The organism is Planktothricoides raciborskii GIHE-MW2 (genome assembly GCF_040564635.1).
GTDB lineage: Bacteria > Cyanobacteriota > Cyanobacteriia > Cyanobacteriales > Laspinemataceae > Planktothricoides > Planktothricoides raciborskii.
Map to the genome: position 1 here is coordinate 4135856 of NZ_CP159837.1, position 24147 is coordinate 4160002.

General features: G+C 39.9%; 35 protein-coding genes. All 35 read left to right on the forward strand.

What is annotated here, in order from left to right:
• Positions 1 to 110: 110 nt before the first annotated feature.
• The 35 genes from ABWT76_RS17615 (at position 111) to ABWT76_RS17785 (ending at position 24145) form a co-directional block, all read left to right on the forward strand.
• Complete coding sequence (locus ABWT76_RS17615; RefSeq protein WP_190883084.1) at positions 111 to 347, forward strand: hypothetical protein; 237 nt, start codon at positions 111 to 113, stop codon at positions 345 to 347.
• A gap of 61 nt (positions 348 to 408) precedes the next feature.
• Complete coding sequence (locus ABWT76_RS17620; protein ID WP_190878830.1) at positions 409 to 861, forward strand: DUF29 domain-containing protein; 453 nt, start codon at positions 409 to 411, stop codon at positions 859 to 861.
• Between the two features lie 68 nt (positions 862 to 929).
• Entirely contained in the window at positions 930 to 1793 is an 864-nt protein-coding gene (locus tag ABWT76_RS17625; RefSeq protein ID WP_190878828.1) for a DUF2887 domain-containing protein, read from the forward strand.
• A 110-nt stretch (positions 1794 to 1903) separates the two neighbouring features.
• Positions 1904 to 2032, forward strand: a complete 129-nt coding sequence (locus tag ABWT76_RS17630; RefSeq protein ID WP_255353185.1) for a hypothetical protein — start codon at positions 1904 to 1906, stop codon at positions 2030 to 2032.
• Positions 2029 to 2457 (forward strand): DUF29 domain-containing protein, encoded by a 429-nt coding sequence (locus tag ABWT76_RS17635; RefSeq protein ID WP_190878825.1) that lies wholly within the window; start codon positions 2029 to 2031, stop codon positions 2455 to 2457. The genes ABWT76_RS17630 and ABWT76_RS17635 overlap by 4 nt, the downstream gene beginning before the upstream one ends.
• 90 nt (positions 2458 to 2547) lie before the next feature.
• Entirely contained in the window at positions 2548 to 2778 is a 231-nt protein-coding gene (locus tag ABWT76_RS17640) for a hypothetical protein (RefSeq protein WP_054466179.1), read from the forward strand.
• Positions 2775 to 2948, forward strand: coding sequence for a PIN domain-containing protein (locus tag ABWT76_RS17645; protein WP_199317373.1), 174 nt, complete (start codon positions 2775 to 2777; stop codon positions 2946 to 2948). The genes ABWT76_RS17640 and ABWT76_RS17645 overlap by 4 nt, the downstream gene beginning before the upstream one ends.
• Before the next feature lie 44 nt (positions 2949 to 2992).
• A complete protein-coding gene (locus ABWT76_RS17650) occupies positions 2993 to 3163 on the forward strand; it encodes a PIN domain-containing protein (protein ID WP_242049922.1) in 171 nt (56 codons plus the stop codon).
• Between the two features lie 36 nt (positions 3164 to 3199).
• Complete coding sequence (locus tag ABWT76_RS17655) at positions 3200 to 3433, forward strand: UPF0175 family protein (RefSeq protein WP_190878823.1); 234 nt, start codon at positions 3200 to 3202, stop codon at positions 3431 to 3433.
• Positions 3426 to 3578, forward strand: coding sequence for a hypothetical protein (locus tag ABWT76_RS17660; protein ID WP_156331699.1), 153 nt, complete (start codon positions 3426 to 3428; stop codon positions 3576 to 3578). The genes ABWT76_RS17655 and ABWT76_RS17660 overlap by 8 nt, the downstream gene beginning before the upstream one ends.
• Positions 3579 to 3661: 83 nt before the next feature.
• The gene (locus ABWT76_RS17665; protein ID WP_054466177.1) at positions 3662 to 3937 is read left to right on the forward strand and encodes a hypothetical protein; all 276 of its coding nucleotides are present in this window, start codon (positions 3662 to 3664) and stop codon (positions 3935 to 3937) included.
• A 173-nt stretch (positions 3938 to 4110) separates the two neighbouring features.
• Positions 4111 to 4401 carry a PIN domain-containing protein gene (locus tag ABWT76_RS17670; RefSeq protein ID WP_313890669.1) on the forward strand — a complete coding sequence of 97 codons (291 nt, stop codon included), beginning with the start codon at positions 4111 to 4113 and terminating at the stop codon, positions 4399 to 4401.
• A gap of 322 nt (positions 4402 to 4723) precedes the next feature.
• Positions 4724 to 6541: an ABC transporter ATP-binding protein gene (locus ABWT76_RS17675; protein ID WP_354634688.1), complete on the forward strand. Its 1818-nt coding sequence runs from the start codon at positions 4724 to 4726 to the stop codon at positions 6539 to 6541.
• Positions 6542 to 6601: 60 nt separating this feature from the next.
• On the forward strand, positions 6602 to 6808 hold the full coding sequence (locus ABWT76_RS17680; protein ID WP_190878819.1) for a hypothetical protein: 207 nt from the start codon (positions 6602 to 6604) through the stop codon (positions 6806 to 6808).
• A 67-nt stretch (positions 6809 to 6875) separates the two neighbouring features.
• Positions 6876 to 7115, forward strand: coding sequence for a type II toxin-antitoxin system HicB family antitoxin (locus ABWT76_RS17685; RefSeq protein WP_190878817.1), 240 nt, complete (start codon positions 6876 to 6878; stop codon positions 7113 to 7115).
• A complete protein-coding gene (locus ABWT76_RS17690; RefSeq protein ID WP_199317372.1) occupies positions 7112 to 7261 on the forward strand; it encodes a type II toxin-antitoxin system HicA family toxin in 150 nt (49 codons plus the stop codon). Before ABWT76_RS17685 ends, ABWT76_RS17690 begins: the two co-directional genes overlap by 4 nt.
• A gap of 149 nt (positions 7262 to 7410) precedes the next feature.
• A complete protein-coding gene (gene pseB, locus ABWT76_RS17695; protein ID WP_354634689.1) occupies positions 7411 to 8409 on the forward strand; it encodes a UDP-N-acetylglucosamine 4,6-dehydratase (inverting) in 999 nt (332 codons plus the stop codon).
• Positions 8410 to 8435: 26 nt separating this feature from the next.
• A complete protein-coding gene (locus ABWT76_RS17700; protein ID WP_354634690.1) occupies positions 8436 to 10541 on the forward strand; it encodes a hypothetical protein in 2106 nt (701 codons plus the stop codon).
• A 41-nt stretch (positions 10542 to 10582) separates the two neighbouring features.
• Entirely contained in the window at positions 10583 to 11515 is a 933-nt protein-coding gene (locus ABWT76_RS17705) for a glycosyltransferase family 2 protein (protein WP_354634691.1), read from the forward strand.
• Between the two features lie 109 nt (positions 11516 to 11624).
• Positions 11625 to 12197 (forward strand): acyltransferase, encoded by a 573-nt coding sequence (locus tag ABWT76_RS17710; protein ID WP_354634692.1) that lies wholly within the window; start codon positions 11625 to 11627, stop codon positions 12195 to 12197.
• Between the two features lie 8 nt (positions 12198 to 12205).
• Positions 12206 to 12568 (forward strand): EamA family transporter, encoded by a 363-nt coding sequence (locus ABWT76_RS17715; RefSeq protein WP_354634693.1) that lies wholly within the window; start codon positions 12206 to 12208, stop codon positions 12566 to 12568.
• Positions 12565 to 13089 carry a class I SAM-dependent methyltransferase gene (locus tag ABWT76_RS17720; protein WP_354634694.1) on the forward strand — a complete coding sequence of 175 codons (525 nt, stop codon included), beginning with the start codon at positions 12565 to 12567 and terminating at the stop codon, positions 13087 to 13089. The genes ABWT76_RS17715 and ABWT76_RS17720 overlap by 4 nt, the downstream gene beginning before the upstream one ends.
• Before the next feature lie 2 nt (positions 13090 to 13091).
• On the forward strand, positions 13092 to 13433 hold the full coding sequence (locus tag ABWT76_RS17725) for a hypothetical protein (RefSeq protein WP_354634695.1): 342 nt from the start codon (positions 13092 to 13094) through the stop codon (positions 13431 to 13433).
• 4 nt (positions 13434 to 13437) lie between these two features.
• A complete protein-coding gene (rffA, locus tag ABWT76_RS17730) occupies positions 13438 to 14565 on the forward strand; it encodes a dTDP-4-amino-4,6-dideoxygalactose transaminase (protein ID WP_354634696.1) in 1128 nt (375 codons plus the stop codon).
• 61 nt (positions 14566 to 14626) lie between these two features.
• Positions 14627 to 15799: a UDP-4-amino-4,6-dideoxy-N-acetyl-beta-L-altrosamine transaminase gene (gene pseC, locus ABWT76_RS17735; RefSeq protein WP_354634697.1), complete on the forward strand. Its 1173-nt coding sequence runs from the start codon at positions 14627 to 14629 to the stop codon at positions 15797 to 15799.
• A 21-nt stretch (positions 15800 to 15820) separates the two neighbouring features.
• Complete coding sequence (locus ABWT76_RS17740) at positions 15821 to 16060, forward strand: UPF0175 family protein (protein ID WP_354634698.1); 240 nt, start codon at positions 15821 to 15823, stop codon at positions 16058 to 16060.
• 4 nt (positions 16061 to 16064) lie between these two features.
• A complete protein-coding gene (locus tag ABWT76_RS17745) occupies positions 16065 to 16511 on the forward strand; it encodes a DUF3368 domain-containing protein (RefSeq protein ID WP_354634699.1) in 447 nt (148 codons plus the stop codon).
• A gap of 13 nt (positions 16512 to 16524) precedes the next feature.
• Entirely contained in the window at positions 16525 to 17262 is a 738-nt protein-coding gene (locus ABWT76_RS17750) for a glycosyltransferase family protein (protein ID WP_354634700.1), read from the forward strand.
• Positions 17252 to 17905 (forward strand): pseudaminic acid biosynthesis-associated methylase, encoded by a 654-nt coding sequence (locus tag ABWT76_RS17755; protein ID WP_354634701.1) that lies wholly within the window; start codon positions 17252 to 17254, stop codon positions 17903 to 17905. The genes ABWT76_RS17750 and ABWT76_RS17755 overlap by 11 nt, the downstream gene beginning before the upstream one ends.
• A 13-nt stretch (positions 17906 to 17918) precedes the next feature.
• Positions 17919 to 19073 (forward strand): N-acetyl sugar amidotransferase, encoded by a 1155-nt coding sequence (locus tag ABWT76_RS17760; protein WP_354634702.1) that lies wholly within the window; start codon positions 17919 to 17921, stop codon positions 19071 to 19073.
• 9 nt (positions 19074 to 19082) lie between these two features.
• Positions 19083 to 19700, forward strand: coding sequence for an imidazole glycerol phosphate synthase subunit HisH (hisH, locus tag ABWT76_RS17765; RefSeq protein WP_354634703.1), 618 nt, complete (start codon positions 19083 to 19085; stop codon positions 19698 to 19700).
• A gap of 10 nt (positions 19701 to 19710) precedes the next feature.
• The gene (wbuZ, locus tag ABWT76_RS17770) at positions 19711 to 20469 is read left to right on the forward strand and encodes a glycosyl amidation-associated protein WbuZ (RefSeq protein ID WP_354634704.1); all 759 of its coding nucleotides are present in this window, start codon (positions 19711 to 19713) and stop codon (positions 20467 to 20469) included.
• 66 nt (positions 20470 to 20535) lie between these two features.
• Positions 20536 to 22026, forward strand: a complete 1491-nt coding sequence (pseG, locus tag ABWT76_RS17775; RefSeq protein WP_354634705.1) for a UDP-2,4-diacetamido-2,4,6-trideoxy-beta-L-altropyranose hydrolase — start codon at positions 20536 to 20538, stop codon at positions 22024 to 22026.
• A 12-nt stretch (positions 22027 to 22038) separates the two neighbouring features.
• Positions 22039 to 23094: a pseudaminic acid synthase gene (gene pseI, locus ABWT76_RS17780; RefSeq protein ID WP_354634706.1), complete on the forward strand. Its 1056-nt coding sequence runs from the start codon at positions 22039 to 22041 to the stop codon at positions 23092 to 23094.
• 58 nt (positions 23095 to 23152) lie between these two features.
• The gene (locus tag ABWT76_RS17785) at positions 23153 to 24145 is read left to right on the forward strand and encodes a hypothetical protein (protein ID WP_190878793.1); all 993 of its coding nucleotides are present in this window, start codon (positions 23153 to 23155) and stop codon (positions 24143 to 24145) included.
• Positions 24146 to 24147: the final 2 nt, after the last annotated feature.

Genomic DNA, 24147 nt, shown 5'->3' on the forward strand with positions numbered 1-24147 from the left:
GATCGCCATTGATTCCCAAGGGGTGAGATATCGAAGAATTTCCGACCAGTCGGTACAAAGATTAGAGTGAACCATTGCGCTGAAGGGAGGAAAAAATTATGGGGAATCTTATGATGGAAGCAATTTCGTTTGAAGCCACTATTGAAAATGGAATGATTGGAATTCCATCACAATATCTGGCGCAATTACAGCCACGGCTGAAAGTGATTGTTTTGCCAGAAAAGTTAGAGGAGACAGCAGCGGAGATCAAGAGAAAGGATGAATTTTTAGCGAAGGTAGCGCAGCATCGTTTCGTTCTGCCCCCAGACTATTGCTTTAAGCGGGAAGAACTTTATAAGCGAATCTAGATGCTTTTTTGATGCGAAGTAATTTAACTTAGGCTAAATATTTGAAAAAGAAGGAAAGAAAATGCCATCGGTAAATGTTATTTCTCAAATTTATGAACAAGATTATCCTGAATGGTTAAACATTACTCTCAAGCAGTTGCAAAATCGAGAGCTAGAAAACGTTGATTGGGAACATTTAATTGAGGAAATAGCCGCGTTGGGAAATGAGCAAAGACATAAAGTAGAAAGTTATTTGTTAAGGCTTTTAATTCACCTGCTGCTTTATGATTACTGGGAATCGGAAAAAGATTGGTCTGGTAAGGGATGGGAAACAGAAATTGATAACTTTAGATTGGAGTTAGATTTGCTATTTGAGTCTAAAGTTCTTTATAACTATTGCGTCCAAGTCCTAGATAAGATTTATCAAAAAGCTAGAAAAAATGCCATTCGGAAATCTCAGCTATCTCCAGACATATTCCCAGACAATTGCCCGTATTCTTTAGCAGAAATTCTGTCTCCCGAATGGTTGCCTTGATGAAAAGACCAGTTTCTCAAGTGCGTAGTCTCTCGATATTTAAAGAAATCTGTTAAAGCTGTTAAAAGATGAAAACAGATAAGTTATTTTACCGAATTTTCTTAAATCAACCTAGTCTAATTTCCGAACTATTACAGGGAGTACCCCCAGACTGCGAATTTGACTATAGTGCGCCCGTGGTGAAGGAAAAAGAAATCCGTCTCGATGGTTTGCTGACCCCGATCTCCAATGATGTCAGCTTACCCTTGGTGTTTCTCGAAGCCCAAATGAAGACTGACACCGAATTTTACGGTCGCTACTTCGCGGGAATCTTTGTTTACCTGCATCAATATAAAATTACAAGACCGTGGCAGGGATTGTTAATCCTACGCAGTCGCAGTCTGGACTTGGGGCCAAAAATTCCTTATCAAGGCGTGTTAGATAGTTCCGTCACGCGGTTGTATCTAGAGGATTTACTGTCAGTAGAAAAGCTCAGTCCGAATTTGTCCTTGCTGAAGTTGGTGGTGATGCCTAAGCGAAAGGCTGCTGCGATCGCCAAATCGATTTTAACCCGTGTCCAAAGCCAGAAAGACTTTGAGAAATACCTCGATTTGGTCGTAGGGGCGAACGGCCGTTCGCCCCTACTGGTAAATAAATTTGATAATTTGAGCATTGAGGAGATACGCAATATGTTGGATCTCAGAGAAGCAGATGTGACCCAAACTCGTTTTTATAAAGAAGTGATTCAAATTGGACGCCAAGAAGGAGAGCAAATTGGAGAAGTTAATCTGATTGTGCGGTTGCTCTCTCGCCGTTTTGGGGCGCTGAGTCCCGAACAAGTTTCGCAAATTCGTAGTCTGTCGATTCCTCAACTGGAGTCTCTGGGTGAGGCTTTGTTGGATTTTCAATCTCTTGGGGAGTTAGATTCCTGGTTCCAAGACAATTCCCTGTAGGGATACAGCAGTAGTAGGGGTGGCAAAATGCAAGCCCACCCTACCCGTGACTCCAGTAGTAGGGTGGCAGAAGTGGCGAATTTAGAAAAACTTTTGGGCGATAAAAAGAAATGATTGTGGTTGCCAATTCTAGCCGTTTAATTGCTTTAGCTAAGATTGGAAAGTTTGAACTGTGGCATTCTTTGTATGAGGAGTTATTGATTCCTGACGCGGTTCGAGAGGAGGTGGCGAGAGGATGAGTCTTTATGAGACAGACTTTTATGCTTGGACACAACGCCAAGCGGAAGCCCTAAAACAGCATCAATGGGAACTGTTGGATCTGCCAAATTTGCTGGAGGAAATTGCCGCCTTGGGAAGACGAGAACGGCAGGAACTGAGAAATCGTTTGGGGATTTTGCTGGGACATTTACTCTTATGGCAGTACCAGCCTGAATTAAGGGGAAATAGTTGGTTGGCGACGGTTCGAGCGCAACGGCGTGAAATTCTCACTCTATTGCAAGAGAATCCTAGTCTTAAACCCTATCTGCAAGAAGCGCTGGCGTTAGCTTATCAAAGTGGGCTAGACCTCGCTGTGCGTGAAACGGGTTTTTCCTACACCAAGTTTCCCGAATCCTGCCCCTATACTTGGGAACAAACTTTAGATGCAGAATTTTTTCCAAATTGAAAATCGCACGCTTTGATTACACCCAATGGCGGCAAGATGGTTTGCCCAAAATTAGCCTGAAGGAATTAGCAGCAGCAAACGGAGTCAATCATGCAAGCACAGCGTTTAATCTTAGAAACGGACGAGCGAGGAAATCTTAAACATGTGCCTAAATTACCACCCAACCAGCATTTTGAGGTAATTTTCCTCGTGCTGGCAGAACCCGCAGAACCTTCAATTAAGCGGCGGACTCCTCACCCCGATCTGGCTGGTAAAGTTCAGATATTGGCAAGTAATATTATTGATAGCGTTCCAGATAGTGACTGGGAACTTCCCCAATGATTGTGCTGGATACACATATTTGGTTGTGGTGGGTTAATCAAGATTTTAACTCCCTGGCAGTTAAAAGAAAAGAACAAATTGAACTCTTGGATGTGGTGGCGGTCTCTGCGATTAGCTGTTTTGAGGTGGCATGGCTGTTTCACCATCAACACATGACAAACAATGCTTAATAGCTGATTGGTTTGAGAAGGCGTTGAATGGTTCTGGGATTCTTTTGTTGCCTATTACTCCGAAAATTGCTGATATTTGCGTAGAATTACCAGAGCATCACCGCGATCCACAAGATCGACTGATTATTGCCACAGCAATCGCCCATGATGCCTATTTGATGTCATCAGACAGCAAGTTTAAGCAATATGCAGAACTCCAGGGTAAGTTGCTTTGACTTTGACTGGGTGATGAATATATGGGAGGAATACAAATGAATCAGCGCATCTTACAGTTAAATTTTCCCAACACGGTTGCCCAAACCGATGAAGAGTTACGATTATTGATTGCGGCCAAATTATATGAAAATGGGACATTAACATCAGGTCAAGCAGCGGAGTTAGCAGGGTTAAGTAAAAAAGCATTTATTGAAGCGATCGGCAATTATAATGTTTCCGTTTTTAGTGGATTAGTTGCCGACTTAGAAGCCGACATTCAAAATGCCTAAAGTTGTTATTGCTGATTCCAGTTGTTTGATTATTTTCAGGAAAATTGGAGAGCTAGAACTATTACATTTGCTTTACGAGATTGCATCCGCAACGCTTCGCGATCGCATCTCTATTACCCCTGAAATTGAAATAGAATTTGGGTAGAGTTTGCCTGAGTGGATTGGGCTGACCAATGACCCATTACCCATGAGATTACTAAAACCGTAGTTATTTAGATATTAGCCACAATGCAAAATATTCAGTTAAAAACTACAATCCCAGAAGATGGCATTTTAAGAGTGCAGATGCCAACGGAAGTAAAGAACACCGAATTAGAAGTCTTAGTGGTGTTTCAGCCTACTATGACTGCAAAGGACGAACAAAAAGCCAGACACCAAGGATGGCCACCAGGATTTTTTGAAAGAACTTGGGGCAGTTGTGCTGACGCGCCCATAACCATTGATGAATCTGGAGTTTCTCCAGAATTAGATGACCAATTAGAAGGAATGTTCACGCATCAATAAATCCCAGTGCTTGATCTATTAGATACTAATGTCATCGCCATCTATTTAAATCGACGTTCTCTAATTCTAATGTAGGGGCGAAGCATTTCGGCAGATATTTATCGGTTAAAAACATTAACGTATTATCGAAATGCGCGGGCCCGATTAACCCAGAAGATATCGCCGTTTGTTCTGTGGTGAAATTTGAGTTGTTTTATGGGGCAATGAGAAGTGGCAATCCCCTGAAACATTTATCCCGACAACAAGAGTTTTTGGATTTGTTTGTTTCTTTGCCTTTGGACGACTTAGCGGCAAAAAAAGCTGGAAAAATTAGAAGTAATTTAGCCGCTTTGGGAACGCCAATTGGCCCTGATGATTTACCGATCGCGGCTATTGCTATAGTCAATAATCTCACATTAGTCACTCATAATACCAGAGAGTTTGAGCGGGTGTCAGAGTTAAGAGTAGAAGATTGGCAGGTGTAAGGAGAAAAGCGATCGCCCTCTTTTAAAGAAAAATATGTGCGATCCATCGCTTTCTTTGCCCTCTGTGTCCCGAAACCCTTTTGGGAATCCACCACAGCGCAAGTCTGTCATTCCCGCGCAGTAGTAGGGTGGGCAAATTTTGCCCACCCTACCCGTGATTCTGTTCCCCTGCTCCTCTGCCCCTCTTCACAACAATTTCTCCCAACCAGGAACATTTCCTCGCAACCCCTGTCTTCCTACGAGACAAGGTAAATGAACGTTATTCACCCATAAGTTCAAGCTGTGATACTCTTAGGCAGATAACCACGAGTCAGACTAATCGATGAAATTTTTCCAAAAATTACTCTATTTATTTACAACTAGAGAACGGTGGCAAATCGCAGGGCTGTTTATCCTGATTCTGATTGGCGGTGGTTTTGAAACTTTAGGAGTTGGTTTAGTTCTGCCATTAATCTCACTTTTGGGAAATCCAGAACTGATTGAACAGCAGGGCATTTTGCGCTGGATTTATCAAGTAGTGGGAGAACCAGCACCCCGTCAGTTTTTAATGGGATGTGGGTTGGCATTTATTGGTCTTTATATTATAAAAAACTCTTACTTAACGGCACTTCACTATTTACAATGCCGTTTTATTTATGATAAACAAATTGAATTATCTTCCAGACTTTTTCGGGCTTATCTATATAGTCCTTATACTTTCCACTTACAGCGAAATACAGCGGAATTAATTCGGAATCTGAGTATTGAAACCACTCTTTTCTTTGTTAATGTTTTAGCTCCTGGTCTATTAGCTTTCACGGAACTGACAATTCTCGCTTGCATTGGTTTATTTTTATGGCTGATGGAGCCAGTGACTTTTTTAATGGCGGGTGGAGTTATTGGTTTAGCAACTGCCAGTTTCTATCGCGTTGTTCGCATTAAGTTAAGTCAGCTAGGTAAATCTCGACAATATCACCAAGGTCAAGGGATTCAGACGATTAATCAAGGATTGGGAGGCATCAAAGAAGCAAAGGTTTTAGGGCGAGAACAATTTTTTCTGAATGTTTATCATCATCATCATGTTGCATCAAGTCGCACCTTTCAGTATTTTGAAGTTGTGAGGCAGCTACCTCGATTTTTTATTGAGACTATCGCTGTTGTCGGATTAATGCTAATTTTGGTGTCCGTTTTAGCTCAGGGTAGAGATTTAAGCGACGTAATCCCCACGCTCTCATTATTTGCCGCAGCAGCTTTTCGCTTGATGCCTTCGATTAATCGAATTTTGAATTCAGTTACAGCGATGCGTTTTAGTTCTCATACTGTTCATGTTCTTTATCAGGATTTGAGAGAACTAAAACCAGTGCTAGAAAATAGGCAATTAGTTGATTATTCCAAACTTGCTGAGGTGCAGCCCGTTTTAGAAACGGAAATCGCCTTACAGAATGTCTTCTATCGTTATCCAGGAGCCAGCGATCGCGCCCTCAAAGGAGTGTCTTTAACCATTCCTAAAGGAACATCCGTTGGCTTTGTGGGGTCTTCTGGGGCAGGGAAAACGACGATTGTGGATGTGATTCTAGGGCTATTGCCACCCACTGAGGGGCAAGTTTTAGTGGATGGTCGCGATATTTATGACGATTTATCCGCTTGGCAGCGTTTGATTGGTTATATTCCCCAAAGTATTTATTTGTGTGATGATACCCTGAGAAATAATATTGCTTTTGGGATTCCCGCAAATGAAATTAATGAGAATTGGATTGAGTCTGCGGTAAAATCAGCCCAGTTGACTGAGTTAGTCCAAAGTTTACCCGAAGGTTTGGATACTTTGGTGGGAGAACGAGGGGTGCGGCTGTCAGGGGGGCAACGACAACGGGTGGGCATTGCCAGAGCGTTGTATCATAATCCAGAGGTATTGGTGATGGATGAGGCAACGGCAGCTTTGGATAATCAGACTGAGGCGGGGGTGATGGAAGCTGTGGAGAAGTTGAGTGGCGAGAAAACTCTGATTATGATTGCTCACAGATTAAGTACCGTGAAAAATTGCGATCGCCTCTATTTTATGAGTCAGGGACAGATTGCAGATTCAGGGACTTATGATGAACTCTGTCAACGCAATAGAGAATTTCAACGAATGGCTCAGGTAGTTGATGCGCTCGAAAATTAACCGTTTTATAAATTCAATTCTTATTTAGACACATAATATCAATATACAGAGGAAAATAAATTGAGTTCTAAGAAAAAAATATTAGTTACTGGATCGGATGGCTTTATTGGCTCTCACCTATATAATACAAAAGGAAAACAGCTTGTGGGATGGGAAACTTTATATGGTGGACGTGAAGGATTTAAGCGGGGTTTGGCAGAAACAGCGGAATGGTTTATGAATCCAGCAAATTTGGTAGGATATAAGAGCGATCGCTACACCATTTAAGTATTTATAATAGGTATTGAAAGACCAAAAGATTTTACGATAGAATCAGCCCAAGTAAAAAATATATATGAACAATAACAGCAAACAAATTTACAATTACACCGTCATTCTCGAAAGGGAAGAAGATGGCGGCTATCATGCTTTTTGTCCTATTCTCAAAGGCTGTCATTCTCAAGGAAACACTTTTGAAGAAACAATTGACAATATTACAGAAGCTATTGAATTATATCTTGAAAGTTTAAAAGCAGATAATCAACCTATCCCTACAGAAAATTTAATTTTTAAATCATTGAGCATTTTAGGATGAGCAACTTTCCTACAGTCAAAGCGAAAGAATTTATTAAGGTTATCGAAAAATTAGGATTTTATCTCGATCGGCAAAAAGGTAGTCATGCCATTTACAAGAATATTAACGGTAGCAGAGTGGTTCCATTCATTCAGAACAAGATTTAAAGCAAGGTACTCTCATGGGTATGATTCAAGATATTGGCATTGACAAAGAAATGTTCTTTGATTTGTTACAGAAATAACCTACAAAAATTATCAATCAGTTAGGACAACTTCCTTATTAACAAGGATTAGAAAATCTTACTTATTAGCAAATGTTTAACGATAAATCTATCTTAATTACAGGCGGAACAGGCTCATTTGGTAAGCACTGTGTCTCTACTTTATTGGCAAACTATCAGCCAAAAAAAATAATTATCTATTCGCGGGATGAGTTAAAGCAGTATGAAATGGCGCAAGCTTTTCCCCAAGATTCTCTGCGGTTTTTTATTGGGGATGTGCGCGATCGCGATCGCCTCACCCTTGCCATGCGAAACGTGGATTATGTCATTCATGCGGCTGCCTTAAAGCACGTTCCCATCGCTGAATATAATCCGATGGAATGTATTAAGACCAATATTAATGGAGCCAGTAATGTCATCGATGCAGCAATGGCTTGTGGGGTAGAAAAAGTTATTGCCCTTTCCACCGATAAAGCCGCAAATCCCATTAACCTTTATGGGGCAACTAAGTTAGCATCGGATAAATTATTTGTTGCGGCGAATAACTTGGTAGGAAAACTCAAAACTCGCTTTGCGGTAGTCCGTTATGGCAATGTGGTTGGTTCTAGGGGTTCGGTTGTGCCATTCTTTCAGAAGTTGGTGCGGGAACGAGCAACGGAAATCCCGATTACCGATCCCCGCATGACTCGATTTTGGATTACTCTGCCACAAGGGGTAGATTTTGTGATTAAGAGTTTTGAGCGAATGCAGGGAGGAGAAATCTTTGTCCCGAAAATTCCCTCCATGAAAATTACAGATTTGGCGGCAGCTTTAGCCCCAGGAATTCCTACCAAAGTTATTGGCATTCGTCCCGGAGAAAAACTCCATGAAGTGATGTGTCCCAAAGATGACTATCATTTAACTTTGGAGTTTTCTGACCATTATGTGATTACTCCGAGTATCCAATTTGCCACCTATGTGGATTTTAAACTGAATGCTTTGGCAGAAAAAGGCGTTGCTGTGCCAGAGGAATTTGAGTACAGTTCCGACAAAAATACCGAATGGCTATCTCCTGTCCAACTTCTTGAGATGCTGGCTGCTCAAAATTCTTAAAATTGCCTACATTATCAAAATATAATATGCTTCTTTCTCCTGAGACGCCAAAAAATCAAACAATATCTGACTATCCTGGAATTCCCGCTAAACTTGCATTATTATTTGCAACTTACACTATTATTGTTGCTTTGCTATTTCTGTATTTTCGCCAATATGATCCAGAAATTTTTAGACAAGTCAGAGGAATTATTGCATACCCTTTAGCACTATTTGGTTCAGTAGCCTTAAGTAGTCATTACAGAAAAAATTTATGGATGCTTCCTATCTGTGTACTAGGGTTTATGTTTTTGCCTTTTGCGATCGCTCCCATAGGAGGTTGGCTGCTTTTGCCTCTGGCTATATTGGGAATTGCCTTAATAATTTACTCTGGTGTGCAGAGTAAAATTTTCAAATCTGTTTATGAATTAATTGGCATATTCGCTGCGGGTATATTTCTAGGTGTTTTTTATTTTTTTGTTACTAATGGCATGAATTATGCCCATCTATTCTCAGATATTGCAGCTTATACCAATTTAGTCCACAAAGATACTCTATTTCATTCAGCAATTATTAATATGATAGCCCGTTTTGGTACTCCTTCAACCGGGTTAGATGGAGTGATACCTTTGGCTTATCATGTGGGTATCCATCGATGGGTTGCCGCCAATTCATTAATGTTAGGTGGGGATACTCCAATCTTGTTGGGGATAAGTCAGCAAATCGCACTTCTCCCAGCTTTTTTCTTTGTGACTACTTTGACGGTATATCATCTATCCGCTGGGCAGGTTTCTGTTTTAACCCTTGTCGCTTTTACCTTTGGGTTTATCTGGCTAGGTGGTCTGGTAGATTTTTTAAGTTATGTGGCCGGAGAATCCTATGCTTTTTCTCTTCCCATCTTTATCGCTATGGTGCCTATAGGCATTAGTTGGTTACAACGTTCTATACAAAAAAGTCTTTTTAAGGTTGTTAAGCATTGGGAATGGGTGGTTGCTATAGCCGCGATCGCTGCCTGCTGGAGTGCCAAAATGTCCACAGGTTTAATGCTAATTATTTATTTATTTGTCTGCATTTTTGTTCCCAAAGTTTTACAAGATTTAAAGCGTTATTTATCTATAGTTATTCCAACGATTATATTTGGTGTCATATCACTTTATGGGATTAAAAAAATTTACTTAAACTCTATTTATAATTTTTTTCCTTTTCACTATGCTCTTACCTGGCCATCATTTTTTATATCTCAAGTTGTTTTATTTACTTTATTAATATCTGCTATCTGGCTGATCAGTGGACAGGGAGAGAAAAGCTTCCGATATTCTATTGCTATCGTTTTGATTTTTACATTTTTGTCATCCCAAGTTCCTGGATTATTATTGGCAATTGGAGGTGCTAGTGCTGGATATTTCATCATTCCTGTATTAATGATGACTTTAGTAATATGCGCGGCTCTTTTGATTGATGTTTTTGGTATTCCCCAATTTGAGGCCATCGAACTTGTAATTAATTGGCAGAATCAAACTAGACAAAAACTAGCCGTTTCTGCTCATCAATGGAAGCAAGTCAAGCGTCCAATTGGCTATACGGCTTTAATGCTGATATTCATCCTTACTTTACGATTTTCCTATCTGCCATTAATTGTTAATGTTGGAGCCTTACTTAAACAAGTTGATCAAGTTTATTTAGATCCGAATCAAGGCATCTCTTATACTTATAGCATCCGAGAACGAGTCACCCGTTTGCTGATGGCTACCCCAAAAATTGATCGGAAAAAACTGATTGCTGAAACTCCTTTGGGGAAAATTAAAGACTTGGTGGATAATCTTGATCCAGAAATTAAAGACTTGACTTTACTCTATATTACTCCTAGTTATGAGGCGTTTTGGGAACCTCAACAAAAGGCCGATGGTAGAAGTTGCTGGGATCAACCTTTAGTAGTTACAGCAGTGATTGGTTTGCCATTGTTAAATGGGGTGCGTAGTGGAGTAGAAAACTGTGAAGTTACTCTATATTATGGGATGGCCGATTATGGCAGCGAATCACTAAACCAGGATTTATCACAGCAAGAACTATGCACCAAAGCTGAAAAACTTGGATTTAGGCAGGTTTACAAAATATCAGAAAATAAGCACAAGTTGTATCGTTGCCAATCTTAAGCAAATATGAAATTTAATTTTTCATCCTTATAACAATCAATATGTCTCATATTTCTGTTGTTATCCCAGTTTATAAAGCAGAAAAATGTTTACAAGTCCTTTACGATCGCCTCTCTGCTTCTCTCTCGACTATTACAGAAGATTTTGAAATTATTCTAGTCGAAGATTGTGGAGGCGATCGCTCATGGGAAATTATCCTAGAATTAGCCCAAAAAGATAGCCGAGTCAAAGGTATTCAATTTAGCCGTAACTTTGGACAACATTATGGTATAACCGCAGGATTAGATCATTGTAAAGGTGATTGGGTTGTAGTCATGGATTGCGACTTACAAGACCCACCCGAAGAAATACCCAGACTTTACGAAAAAGCTCAAGAAGGTTATGATGTAGTCTTAGCTCGTCGAGGAAAACGGCAAGATCCACCTCTAAAGCGACTGACTTCATGGTTATTTTATAAAGTTTTTAACTATTTCACAGGATTGCAATATGATGGTCAAGTGGGAAACTTTCGCATTATATCTCGTTTGGTCGCGGAAAATTTCTGTTTGATACGGGAACAACTCAGATTTTTTGGGGGATTGATTGATTGGATGGGATTCCCTACAACGAGTATTGATATTTCCCATGAAAAGCGTTTTGAGGGAACCAGCACTTATACTTTTGCTAAACTCTGGAAACTGGCTAGTGATACAATTATTGCTTACTCCGATAAACCCCTGCGCTTATCTATTCAGTTAGGTTTTCTGATTGCTACTTTGTCATTTATCTATGGAATTTATATTCTGGTGAGATTTTTATTTTATGGCTCTCCTGTAACTGGTTGGAGTAGTTTAATCGTGTCTGTATATTTTTTGGGAGGAATTATTATTGCAATTTTAGGAATAATCGGCGTTTATTTAGGTAAAACTTTTGATGAAACAAAAAAAAGACCTTTGTATTTAGTTAGAAATACAACATTTACGTTAAGAGAATAATGTTGTGCTTGTCCAATCTAAATTACAAAATTTTTTCAGCTATCTAAAAATTTGAAAAACTTTTATCTAAATCAAGAAAAATTATTCAAGATTATTTAACTATAAAATTATGTCATTTTTAACAGAAACACAACTATCAAAAATTCCTTTCAAGTTTTTGGGTAAAAATGTAAAAATCAGTGAAAAATGTTCAATATATAATCCTGAATTAATAGAAATTCATGAAAACTCTAGAATAGATGACTTTTGCGTTATTTCTGGCAAAGTTGTTATTGGTAAATATGTTCATATTGCAGTTTTTTGCAATGTTGCTGGTGGATCGGAAGGGATCGTTTTTAACGATTTCTCTGGATTGGCTTATGGATGTCACGTCTTTACACAGAGTGATGATTACAGTGGTCAAACTCTTACAAACCCAACAGTTCCTAGTAAATATAAGTCAGAGATAAAAAAAAGTATTACTATAGGAAAACATTGCATTATCGGAACTGGAAGCTTAATATTTCCAGGAGTAAATTTGGCAGAAGGGACAGCAATAGGGGCAGCTTCCGTTGTAAGAAAGTCAACAGAAGAATGGTCAATTTACATAGGTAATCCGGCAAAAAGAATTAAGCCTCGTTCTCGAAATCTATTAAATTTAGAAGCACAACTTATCCAAGAGGATACTACTAGCGCACAATAAAACAAATAATGAATCATCTTTACATTCTTCTCACAATCCTATTCACAGTTTACGGACAAATTGTCATTAAATGGCAAGTGCAACTGGCTGGAGCATTTCCTCAAGATAATATAGAAAAACTGCAATACCTAATCAAACTTTTACTCAATCTTTGGGTAATTAGTGGCTTTGCCTGTGCATTTCTTGCCGCTCTTAGCTGGATGGCTGCTATGACTAAATTTGACCTCAGCTATGCCTACCCATTTATGAGCCTAGCCTTTGTTTTAGTGATGTTTTTTAGCGCTATATTCTTTAAAGAACCTGTTACAATCCCTAAATCCATCGGATTAGGTTTTATTGTCTTAGGTATTATTATTGGTAGCAAAGGATGAAAATCTGTCCTCAATGTCACCACCATTTTAACCAACAAAACTGGCATTGTCCTGCCTGTGGCTATACCCCTCCATCCCTGGAGGGACATCTAAGCTTTGCACCGCAACTCGCTGCTGCCAGTGAAGGATTTGATGCCTCAGCCTTCCCAATGCTCGCTCAACTAGAAGCCAAAAATTTCTGGTTTCGTGGCCGAAATCGTCTGATAATTTATGCCATAAAACACTACTTTCCTCAAGCTCAAACTTTTTTAGAAATTGGTTGTGGCACAGGCTTTGTTTTACAAGGAATTGAAAAAAACTTACCTCATCTTACTTGCTCAGGTAGTGAAATTTTTTCTAGGGGATTAGAATTTGCCAATCAACGGCTATCTAAAACAACTCTATTTCAAATGGATGCCCGGAAAATACCTTTTACTGAAGAATTTGATATTATTGGTGCTTTTGACGTTCTTGAACATATAGAACAAGACCAAGATGTTCTGGGGCAAATGTATCAAGCCACAAAAATCGGGGGGGTATAATATTGACTGTTCCTCAACATCCTTGGCTTTGGAGTCAAGCTGATACTTATGCTCATCACTTTCGCCGCTACGTTAAACAAGATTTAATCATCAAGTTAAAAGCAGCAGGATTCAAAGTAGTAAAAGTAACATCTTTTGTTTCTTTACTCCTTCCCTTAATGCTGATTTCTCGATTAAACCAACAGTCTAAAGCAAAAAATTACGATCCAAGTAGTGAACTGAAAATTAGTGGAACCTTAAACAAAATTTTAGAGAAAGTTCTTGATATAGAACGTTGGCTTATTCAACTAGGTTTATCCTTTCCTCTAGGCGGATCCTTATTAGTAATTGCTTATAAAATATAACCCGATGTATAAAATTCCTTTCAATAAACCCTACATGACTGGTAAAGAGCTTTGGTATATCAGCCAAGCTCACCACGCAGGACAACTCGCTGGTGATGGGAATTTCACTAAAAAATGTCATCAATGGCTGGAACATCAAACCAATTGCCACAAAGCCCTCTTAACTCACTCCTGCACTGCTGCCCTAGAAATGTCCGCAATTTTAGCTGACTTGGAACCTGGAGACGAAGTGATTATGCCGAGTTATACCTTTGTTTCCACAGCTAACGCTTTTGTCCTCCGGGGAGCAGTGCCCGTATTTGTGGATATCCGCCCCGACACCCAGAATTTAGATGAAACTTTGGTTGCCGCAGCCATTACCAACCGCACTCGTGCCATTATTCCCGTTCATTATGCAGGGGTGGGCTGTGAAATGGATACATTGCAAGAAATTGCTCAAAAAAATCAACTTCTGCTTATTGAAGATGCCGCCCAAGGACTCATGGCATCTTACAAAGGTAAACCTTTGGGCAGTTTTGGGGATTTAGGTTGCTTTAGTTTCCATGAAACCAAAAATATTATTGCGGGTGAAGGTGGGGCTTTAATCATCAATAATCCCTATCTGATAGAACAAGCCGAAATTATCCGGGAAAAAGGCACCAACCGCAGCAAATTCTTTCGGGGTCAGGTGGATAAATATACTTGGATTGAAAAGGGTTCTAGTTACTTACCTGGAGAATTAATTGCCGCTTTCCTCTATGCTCAACTTGAGGAAGCACAGGCAATTATCAATACTCGCTTAAAATTGTGGGACTATTATCATCAACTCCTCGAACCCTTAGAACAAGCTGGCAAATTACGTCGTCCGATTATTCCCCCCCATTGCCAGCACAATGGTCATATGTATTACATTATTTTATCGGATTTACAAACCCGTACCAACCTGATCGCCTCTCTACAAGAACAAGGCATTAATTCTGTCTTTCATTACGTTCCCTTACATAGTTCTCCTGCTGGACAGCATTATGGCAGAGCAGGCAGTGACATGGATAATACGAATAGGATTTCAGAGTGCTTACTAAGATTGCCTCTGTTCCCCGAACTTGGGTTGGCATCCATTGAGAAAATAGTAAATTGTATTAAAGATTTTTAGTTAGTGATAATCCAAAGACAGACCGACTTTTTTACTAAAAGAGTCTATAAACTAATTCAAAATGAATGATTTTATCCCTTACGGACGGCAAAATATAAATCAGCAGGATATCGATGCTGTAGTTGAAGTCTTGCAATCTGATTGGCTGACTCAAGGGCCAGCCATAGAACGATTTGAGCAGGCGGTAGCTGACTATTGTGGGGTAAAGTACGCTGTAGCAGTTTCCAATGCCACAGCCGCATTACATATTGCTTGTTTAGCAGCAGAGTTAGAAACAGGGGATATTCTCTGGACTTCCCCAAATACCTTTGTGGCTTCTGCCAATTGTGGCTTGTATTGTGGTGCAGAGGTCGATTTTGTCGATATTGACCCCCATACTTATAATCTGAGTATTGAGGGTCTGGCACAAAAACTCATTCAAGCTGAACGGGAAGGTAAACTGCCCAAGGTGGTTGTACCCGTTCATCTGGCTGGTCAGTCTTGCGAAATGGAAAAGATTGGGGCTTTTTCCCGAAAGTATGGTTTTACAGTTTTAGAGGATGCGTCTCATGCGATCGGTGCGAAATATCAAGGCAGTTCTGTAGGAAATTGTCAGTTTTCGGACATGGCGGTGTTTAGCTTTCATCCTGTGAAAATTATCACCACAGGGGAAGGTGGTATGGTAGTGACAAATCGGCAGGACTTATATGAAAAGCTGATTCGCTTGCGAACTCACGGCATTACCCGCAATCCTGAGTTGATGCAGGGGGATTCCCACGGATTGTGGTACTACCAGCAGCTAGACTTGGGGTTTAACTACCGGATGACAGATATTCAGGCAGCCTTGGGTGCGAGTCAAATGCAGCGTTTAGATGAATTTGTGTCCCGTCGTCGATTTTTAGCGGCACGGTACAATGAATTGCTACAGGATTTTCCTCTGGTTCTACCTTGGCAAAATCCTGATACTGAATCTAGTTGGCATCTTTATATTATTCGGCTGAAACTGGATAAAATTGCTAAAACTCATTCACAGGTATTTGAGGAATTACGGCAGGCAGGGATAGGCGTTAACTTGCACTATATTCCTGTTCATACTCAACCCTATTATCAAAACCTGGGTTTTAAATGTGGTGATTTTCCTCAAGCTGAAAAATATTATCAAGAGGCCATTAGTTTGCCAATGTACTATGATTTAACGTCAGAAAATCAAGAGCAAGTTGTGGCTGTGTTGAGGAATATTCTAAGTGGAAAGTAAAGAGTGAAGAAGGAGGAAAATATGACCATGAATCTGCGAACTTTACAACTCAATTTTCCTAACACAATTGAACAAAGCGACGATGAATTGCGGTTATTTATAGCAGCTAAATTATATGAAAATGGCACCTTAACATCAGGTCAAGCTGCGGAATTAGCCGGCTTAAGTAAGCGTGAATTTATTGAAGTCATCGGCAATTACAATGTTTCAGTTTTTAGTACATTAGTTGAAGATTTAGAATCGGATATTGCCAATGCATAAAGTAGTGATTTCCGATGCCAGTTGCTTGATTATATTAAGTAAACTTGGAGAGTTAGACCTTTTACATTTACTTTATTCTCAGGTTTATATTACTCCTGAAATAGAAAGCGAATTTGGAGAAAGTTTGCCTAATTGGATTATTGTTGAGACAGTTCGAGATAAGGAATATCAAAAAAGTCTCGAAACAAAATTAGATATTGGAGAAGCATCGGCAATTGCTTTGGCCATAGAAAAAACTGATTCATTGGTCATTTTAGATGATTTAAAAGCCAGAAAAGTCGCAACGGAGCTTAATCTGGTTTTTACAGGGACTCTGGGGGTGATTAGTAAGGCCAAAGAGCAGGGGTATTGCGACAAAATTAAGCCAATTATTCAGGAAATTTTGCAAACCAATTTCCGAATTTCTCAGCAGGTGATCAATGCTTTGTTATCACGCTATGGCGAAAAGTAAGGGATATGCTTAAATGAAAACGGTGATAATTGTTCAAGCGAGAATGACTTCTACCCGCTTACCAGGAAAGGTGATGAAGCGGGTATTAGGAAAACCCTTGCTCGAATATCAAATGGAAAGACTGCGACGAGTAAAATTAGCTGATGAAATCGTCATTGCAACGACGACTAATCAAACAGATAAACCTATTGTTGAGTTATGTAACTCTCTGTCAGTTGCTCACTTTCGCGGTTCTGAAGCCGACGTTTTAGACAGATATTATCAAGCTGCCACCGCACATCAAGCAACTGTGGTCGTTCGGGTGACTTCTGATTGTCCTTTAATTGACCCGCAAGTTATCGATCGCGTCATTGATTATTATCTGCAAAATCAATCAACTTATGATTATGTGTCCAACGGCATAAAACGAACTTATCCTAGAGGGATGGATACTGAAGTGTTTTCTTTTTCAGTATTGGAACAAGCCTTTCTAGAAGCCACAGCACAACCAGACCGCGAGCACGTTACTCCTTTTATTTATCGACAACCAGAACGATATCGTTTGGGTCACGTTCTTTATGCTGAAGATTGTAGTCACCATCGCTGGACCGTAGATACTCCCGAAGATTTTGAATTAATTAAAAAAATCATTGAAACGATTTATCCTAATCAACCTAATTTTACATTAGAAGATTGCTTGCAGTTACTGCAACAACATCCAGAATGGTATTTTATTAATAGTCATATAGAACAGAAACAGTATGGACAGTAAATCAATGAATCCCCAAAATATAGACTTTCAGACAGAACAAGAAAAATTTTGGAGCCAAGAGTTTGGAGATGAATATACTCATCGCAATCAAGGCAAAATTTCTATCGCGAGTAATCTAGCTTTATTTTCTAAAATTTTGGCTCGGACTCAAAACATTAATTCATTAATTGAATTTGGTGCAAATAGAGGGCTAAATATAGAAGCCATAAAACAACTAATGCCCAAAATAAAAATATCTGCTATTGAAATTAACAATTTAGCAGTTGAAAAATTGCAACAGATAGGGGGGGAGATAGAAATATATCATCAGTCAATCTTGAACTTTATCCCCACAAAAATTTGGGATTTTGTATTAATTAAGGGCGTTTTAATTCATGTCAATCCCGATTATTTAAAAAAAGTTTATGAGACACTTTATCAAAGTAGCAGCCGCTATATTTGTTTAGTGGAGTATTATAACCCAACTCCCGTTGAGGTGATTTATCGAGGTCATCAAGGAAAATTATTTAAGCGAGATTTTGCCGGAGAAATGCTCGATCAGTATCTAAATTTACATTTAGTAGATTATGGTTTCGTCTATCATCGCGATCGCAACTTTCCTCAAGACGATTTAACTTGGTTCTTACTAGAAAAAATTTCCTAAAGGAGATACTTTAATGATTCGATATTGTAATCGCTGCGTAATGCCAGAAACCAAGCCTGATTTGTTTATTGATGCAGAGGGAGTTTGTAGTGCCTGCCGTAATATAGAGAAGCGGCAAGCGGTTGATTGGGAATCTCGAAAACAACAGTTAGTCAAGGTACTTGATCGCTATGGGTCAAAAGATGGAAGTAATTACGACTGTATTGTTCCAGTTAGTGGTGGCAAGGATAGCCATTTTCAAGTAATCAGGATGCTGGAACTGGGCATGAATCCTCTATGTGTTACTTCCACAACAGATAAACTATCGGATATTGGACGGCGCAATATTGAAAATTTGAAAAATTTGGGCGTTGACTATCTTGAAGTAACAGTTAACCCAGTGGTACGACGCAAAATAAATAAGCTAGTCTTAACTCAAATTGGTGATATTTTTTGGCCGGAACACGTTGTTATTTTTACTATTCCTGTACGGGTGGCTGTACAATTCAATATTCCTTTAATCATTTGGGGCGAAAATCCTCAGAATGAATATGGAGGGCCTGCTAGTGCCACAGAAAACAATACGCTGACCAGAAGATGGTTGGAAGAGTTTGGCGGTTTGTTGGGACTACGGGTTTCCGATTTGATTGGTCAGGAAGGGATTGAACGCAAGCATCTGATTCAATATAGTTACCCTTCTGATGAAGAGTTGCAAAGGGTGGGAGTAACTGGTTTGTTTTTAGGTTACTACTTGCCTTGGGATGGCTATCAAAATGCTTTGTATGCACAAGCTCATGGTTTTCAAACCTATCACAAGCCAGTAGAAGGTTCTTTAGTAAACTATGAAAACCTTGATAATTATCAAACGGGAATTCACGACTATTTTAAGTTTTTAAAGTATGGTTTTGGGCGAGCGACTGATTTGGCTTGCCTGCATATTAGAAGAGGACGGCTATCTAGAGAGGATGCGATTAAATTAGTCAAAATGCACGATGGCAAGTTTCCTTGGGTGTATCTTGGGTGTCCGATTGAGGAAATCTTGAAAGACATGGATATGACCTTGGAGGAGTTTATCCAAATTTGCGATCGCTTCACCAACAAAAAATTATTTTTATGTGATTCACGCGGAAATCTAGTCAAAGATAAAGACGGGAATTTGACTAAGATCAACTACGATAACTTGGATTAGGTCATCCCCATGAAAAACGTCGTAATTACTGACTATGGAATGGGCAATTTAGATTCCGTTGCCCGGGCAGTGCAAGAATGTGGAGGCAATCCTCTCATTAGCCAAAAAGCACAGGACTTTCAAGAAGCCCACTATATCATTCTTCCCGGAGTTGGAGCTTTTGCCACGGGTATGAAACATCTTTCAACTTCCGGTTTACAGGAAATTTTGTACGAACAAGTCATCAATCAAGGTGTTCCTTTTTTAGGAATTTGCCTAGGGATGCAGCTTCTAGCTACAAAGGGTTTAGAAGGAGGGGAAACTAATGGGTTAGGCTGGATTGAAGGAGAAGTCAAACGACTAGAACCCGATCAACCCGATACTCGAATTCCCCATGTTGGTTGGAATGAAGTTATCTTTAATAACCCTTCACCTTTGTTTGAAGGAATTCCTACGGGTAAAGATTTTTATTTTGTTCATAGCTACCACTTTTCTTGTCAATATCCCCAAGAGGCGATCGCCCATACTCCTTACTGTGGTAAATTTGTTTCTGCTGTCAACAAAGACAATATATTTGGTGTTCAGTTTCATCCAGAAAAAAGCCAACGTTTAGGATTTCATGTTCTAAAAAACTTTCTCTCTCTTTAAATAAATTTTTATGCTCAAAATCCGAGTAATGCCCACATTACTGTTTAAAAACTTTGGTCTAGTTAAGAGCGTTAAGTTCGATAGCTGGCGGCGGATTGGCAGTGTGATGCAGGCGGTCAAAGTTTACAATCTACGGGAAGTTGATGAGTTAGTGTTTTTAGACATTAGTGCAACTCCAGATGGCCATCCTCCTGATTTTGATACGGTTGATGAAATTGCAGATGAATGTTTTATGCCTTTGACCGTAGGGGGAGGAGTGCGGTCAGTAGCAGATGTCAGACGCTTATTGCAAGTTGGTGCTGATAAAGTTGCTATCAATACTGCCGCAGTACAAAACCCCGAACTAATTCAATCAGCCGCCCAACAGTTTGGTTCCCAGTGTGTTGTGATTTCTATTGATGTCAAGCAACACTCAAATGGTACTTATGAAGTATTTACTCATGCAGGAACTCAACCAACTGGTAAAGACCCAGTAAACTGGGCAAAAGAAGTAGAATCTTTAGGTGCTGGTGAAATACTCTTAACATCCATCGATAGAGATGGCACCATGACTGGCTATGATATTGACTTGAATAAAAAAGTGAGTCATGCAGTCTCCATTCCAGTGATTGCATCAGGAGGCGCTGGTCGTTATGAAGATATGGCTTCTGTATTAAAAGAAGGGGGGGCTTCGGCAGTTGCTGCGGCTAGTATTTTTCATTATACTCAGCAGACTCCTTTGGAAGCCAAACATTTTTTAAAAGATCGAGGATTAAAAGTCAGGCTATAATTTTGGATTATATAGGTGTTTTTCTATGTACTCAGCATACATTAGTTCTTTTTCGCTTAAAGAAATTTGAATCTACTGATCCGCGCTGATGCTTTCATTAAAATAGGGACAGGTCATGTCATGCGCTGCTTGGCACTCGGTCAGGCATGGCAAGATACCCAAGGACAGCCTATTTTTATCCTGGCCAATTCTGTCCCCGCCTTAGAGGAACGCCTCAAGTCAGAAGGAATGGAAGTTGTCCACTTGACCACAGAACCAGGAAGTTTAGCGGATGCCCAAAAAACTGCGGCATTAGCTCATCAATTTGAGGCGAATTGGGTGGCGATCGATGGGTATCAATTCGGGAGCGAATATCAGCAAACTATCAAAAATTCTGGATTAAATCTATTATTTATCGATGATTACGGACACGCGGAACATTATTATGCTGATTTTGTCCTCAATCAAAATATCTCCGCTGACGAGCAATGGTATCAGCATCGCGAACCTTATACTCAGCTATTGCTAGGCAATCGTTACACTCTATTGCGGCGGGAGTTTTGGCAATGGCGGGGATGGCAGCGAACAGTGCCACCAGTGGCTACAAAAGTTCTGGTCACATTGGGCGGGGCAGACCCGGATAATGTGACGTTAAAAGTGATTCAGGCTTTACAGCTTGTGGAAGTTGAAAAACTGGAGGCAGTAGTGGTGGTGGGAGGAAGTAACCCCCATTATGAGTCTCTGGAAATGGCGGGGCAGGATTCACGGTTTCCTATCCGCTTGCAACGAAACGTCACCAATATGCCAGAGTTGATGGCTTGGGCAGATGTGGCGATTTCTGCTGGGGGTAGCACTTGCTGGGAATTGGCGTTTATGGGGTTGCCCAGTATTTTGTTGGTTTTGGCAGAAAATCAGCGGGCGATCGCGCAACAACTAGCAACTCTCAACCAAGCAATTAATCTGGGTTGGCATCAAGATGTCAAAGCACAGAGCATTTCTGAGAGACTTTTTACACTCTTACAATCCCCAGAAGAACGAAAAAAAATTATCCAAGTGAGCCAACAAATAGTAGATGGCGAAGGAGTATTCAGAATTATAAAAAGTTTAGATGCTAATTCCCTGCAATTAAGACCTGTAAGAGAAGAAGATTGCGAACTTATCTGGCACTGGACAAATGATCCGCTGATTCGTTCTGTATCATTTTCCTCAGAGTATATCCCTTGGACAGACCATGTTCAGTGGTTCACCTCTAAGTTAGGCGATCGCAATTGTGTTTTTTATATTGCTTTCAACCAAGAAAATGTGCCCATTGGACAAGTGCGCTATGAAATTAACAATAAAGAAGCAACTATTTCCCTAGCAGTTGCAGAAGCTTTTCGCGGACGGGGCTATGGTAGTAGAATTATTTTATTAAGCTGTCAAAAACTTGGGAAAGATGCAGCCATTAAAAAAATTAATGCTTATGTCAAGCCGAATAATTTAGCATCGATCAACGTTTTTTTTAAATGTGGTTTCCAAAACACAGGAGAAACAATCGTTAAAGGTCAACCAGCCCTCCATTTGATCAAAAATTTATAATCTAATTTGATTATGGCAAAACCAATTTTAATTGCGGATAAAAAAATCGGGAATAATGCTCCCCCCTTTATCATTGCCGAAATGTCTGGCAATCACAACCAATCCTTAGAGCGAGCCTTAGAAATAGTAGAAGCGGCAGCCAAAACAGGCGCACATGGCCTCAAACTCCAAACCTACACTGCTGATACAATGACTTTAAATATCAAGGAAGGGGAGTTTTTCATTAATGACCCCAATAGCCTATGGTATGGTCATTCTCTCTACGAACTGTACCAACAAGCGCACACCCCTTGGGAATGGCACGAACCCATCCTGAAACGCTGCAAAGAACTCGGCATCATTGGCTTTAGCACCCCCTTTGATACTACCGCCGTTGATTTTCTTGAATCTTTAGATGTCCCTTGCTACAAAATCGCCTCCTTTGAAAATACAGACTTGCCCCTAATTCGCAAAGTTGCCAGTACAGGCAAACCCATGATAATTTCTACAGGCATGGCAACCGTAGCCGAATTAGATGAAACCGTCCGCACCGCCAGAGAAGCAGGATGTCAGGATATCATTTTACTCAAATGCACCAGCACCTACCCCGCTACCCCAGAAAACACCAATCTCCTAACCATTCCTCATTTGCGGGAACTCTTTAACGTGCAGGTGGGTCTATCTGACCACACAATGGGCATTGGTGCCGCCGTTGCTAGTGTTGCCCTGGGTGGGACGGTGATTGAAAAGCATTTTACCCTGCGTCGTGCTGATGGTGGTGTCGATTCCGCTTTTTCAATGGAACCAGAAGAAATGGCGCAACTTGTGGTAGAGTCGGAAAGAGCTTGGCAAGCTTTAGGTCAGGTTCAGTATAGCCCAACTGAGGCTGAGAGAAAATCTTTGATGTTTCGTCGTAGTTTATATGTGGCTAAAGACATGAAAGCTGGGGAGGTATTGACTACTGAGAATGTCAGGGCAATTCGCCCAGGCTTAGGCTTGCCCCCGAAGTATTTAGACTCACTGCTAGGTTTGGCTGTGAGGAAAGATGTTAAAGCGGGAAGTCATTTGTCTTTTGATGTGTTGAAGTGAGTGAGAAAGATTGCTGTTCTATGGCAATACTTTTAAGTAAAGTAGAAAGTTTTAATGCATGATTCAAGATAATTTATTCTGGTTAATAGAAAGACTACCACCAGTTGAAACAATAAAATTGAGATGTGAGCCTGACTATTATGGAATAAGCCACATTATTGCAGCACAAACAGGTAGAAAAAACCCCCCTCGAAGTTTTGCTGGATGGTTACATGGATGGAAATTTACGCCATCTTTTCATGTCAGACAACTTGCTCACTGGGGAAGTTATGAAGATATGCATCTAGTTGCTACTGAAGAGCAAGTAAAAATTTTGAACGGATTTGGTTTTAATAAAGCAGAAGCAGTTGGTCTGCCCTTTATTTATTCGGATGATGTAAAAGTCCAGAGAAAACAAAATACTCTTTTAGTTATGCCCAGTCATTCTTTATCTTATACTGAACACAGATGGAATCAAGAGGCATATGTTAAACAAGTTGCCAAACTAAAGCCTTATTTCTCTTCAATTGTCGCTTGTGTTCATAGTGCTTGTGTAAGTAAAGGATATTGGGTTTCAGAATTTGAAAAGCACGACATTCCTTGGATTACTGGAGCATCTGTAGATGATAAAAATGCTTTACAGCGAATGAAGACTATTTTCCAGAGCTTTGAATATATGACTACTAATGTACTAGGTTCTCATATAGCTTACGCAAGTTATTGTGCCTGTAAAGTATCTATATATGGTTTTTATGCGATTTATTCAGTAAAAGATTTTATAAACGATCTTTTTTATAAAGAAAATCCAGATTTACTTGAAAAAAGTCAAACTTTCTGGAGCGAAGAATGGGCTAAAAACAATTTCCCAGAGTTTTTTGTACCTCCTATGGAAGCGATAGAAAGACAGCAATGGGGTGCAGATGCACTGGGAGTTAAGTATCAAAAGTCAGCTAAAGAAATTGCAGATTTATTGGGATGGTCTTTGTCCAATCAAGTACAAGGTTATAGTCAGCTTTGTTATAGAAAATTAGAGAATAAGTTTAAGGCAACTCAAAAACAATTACAAGTATAGAA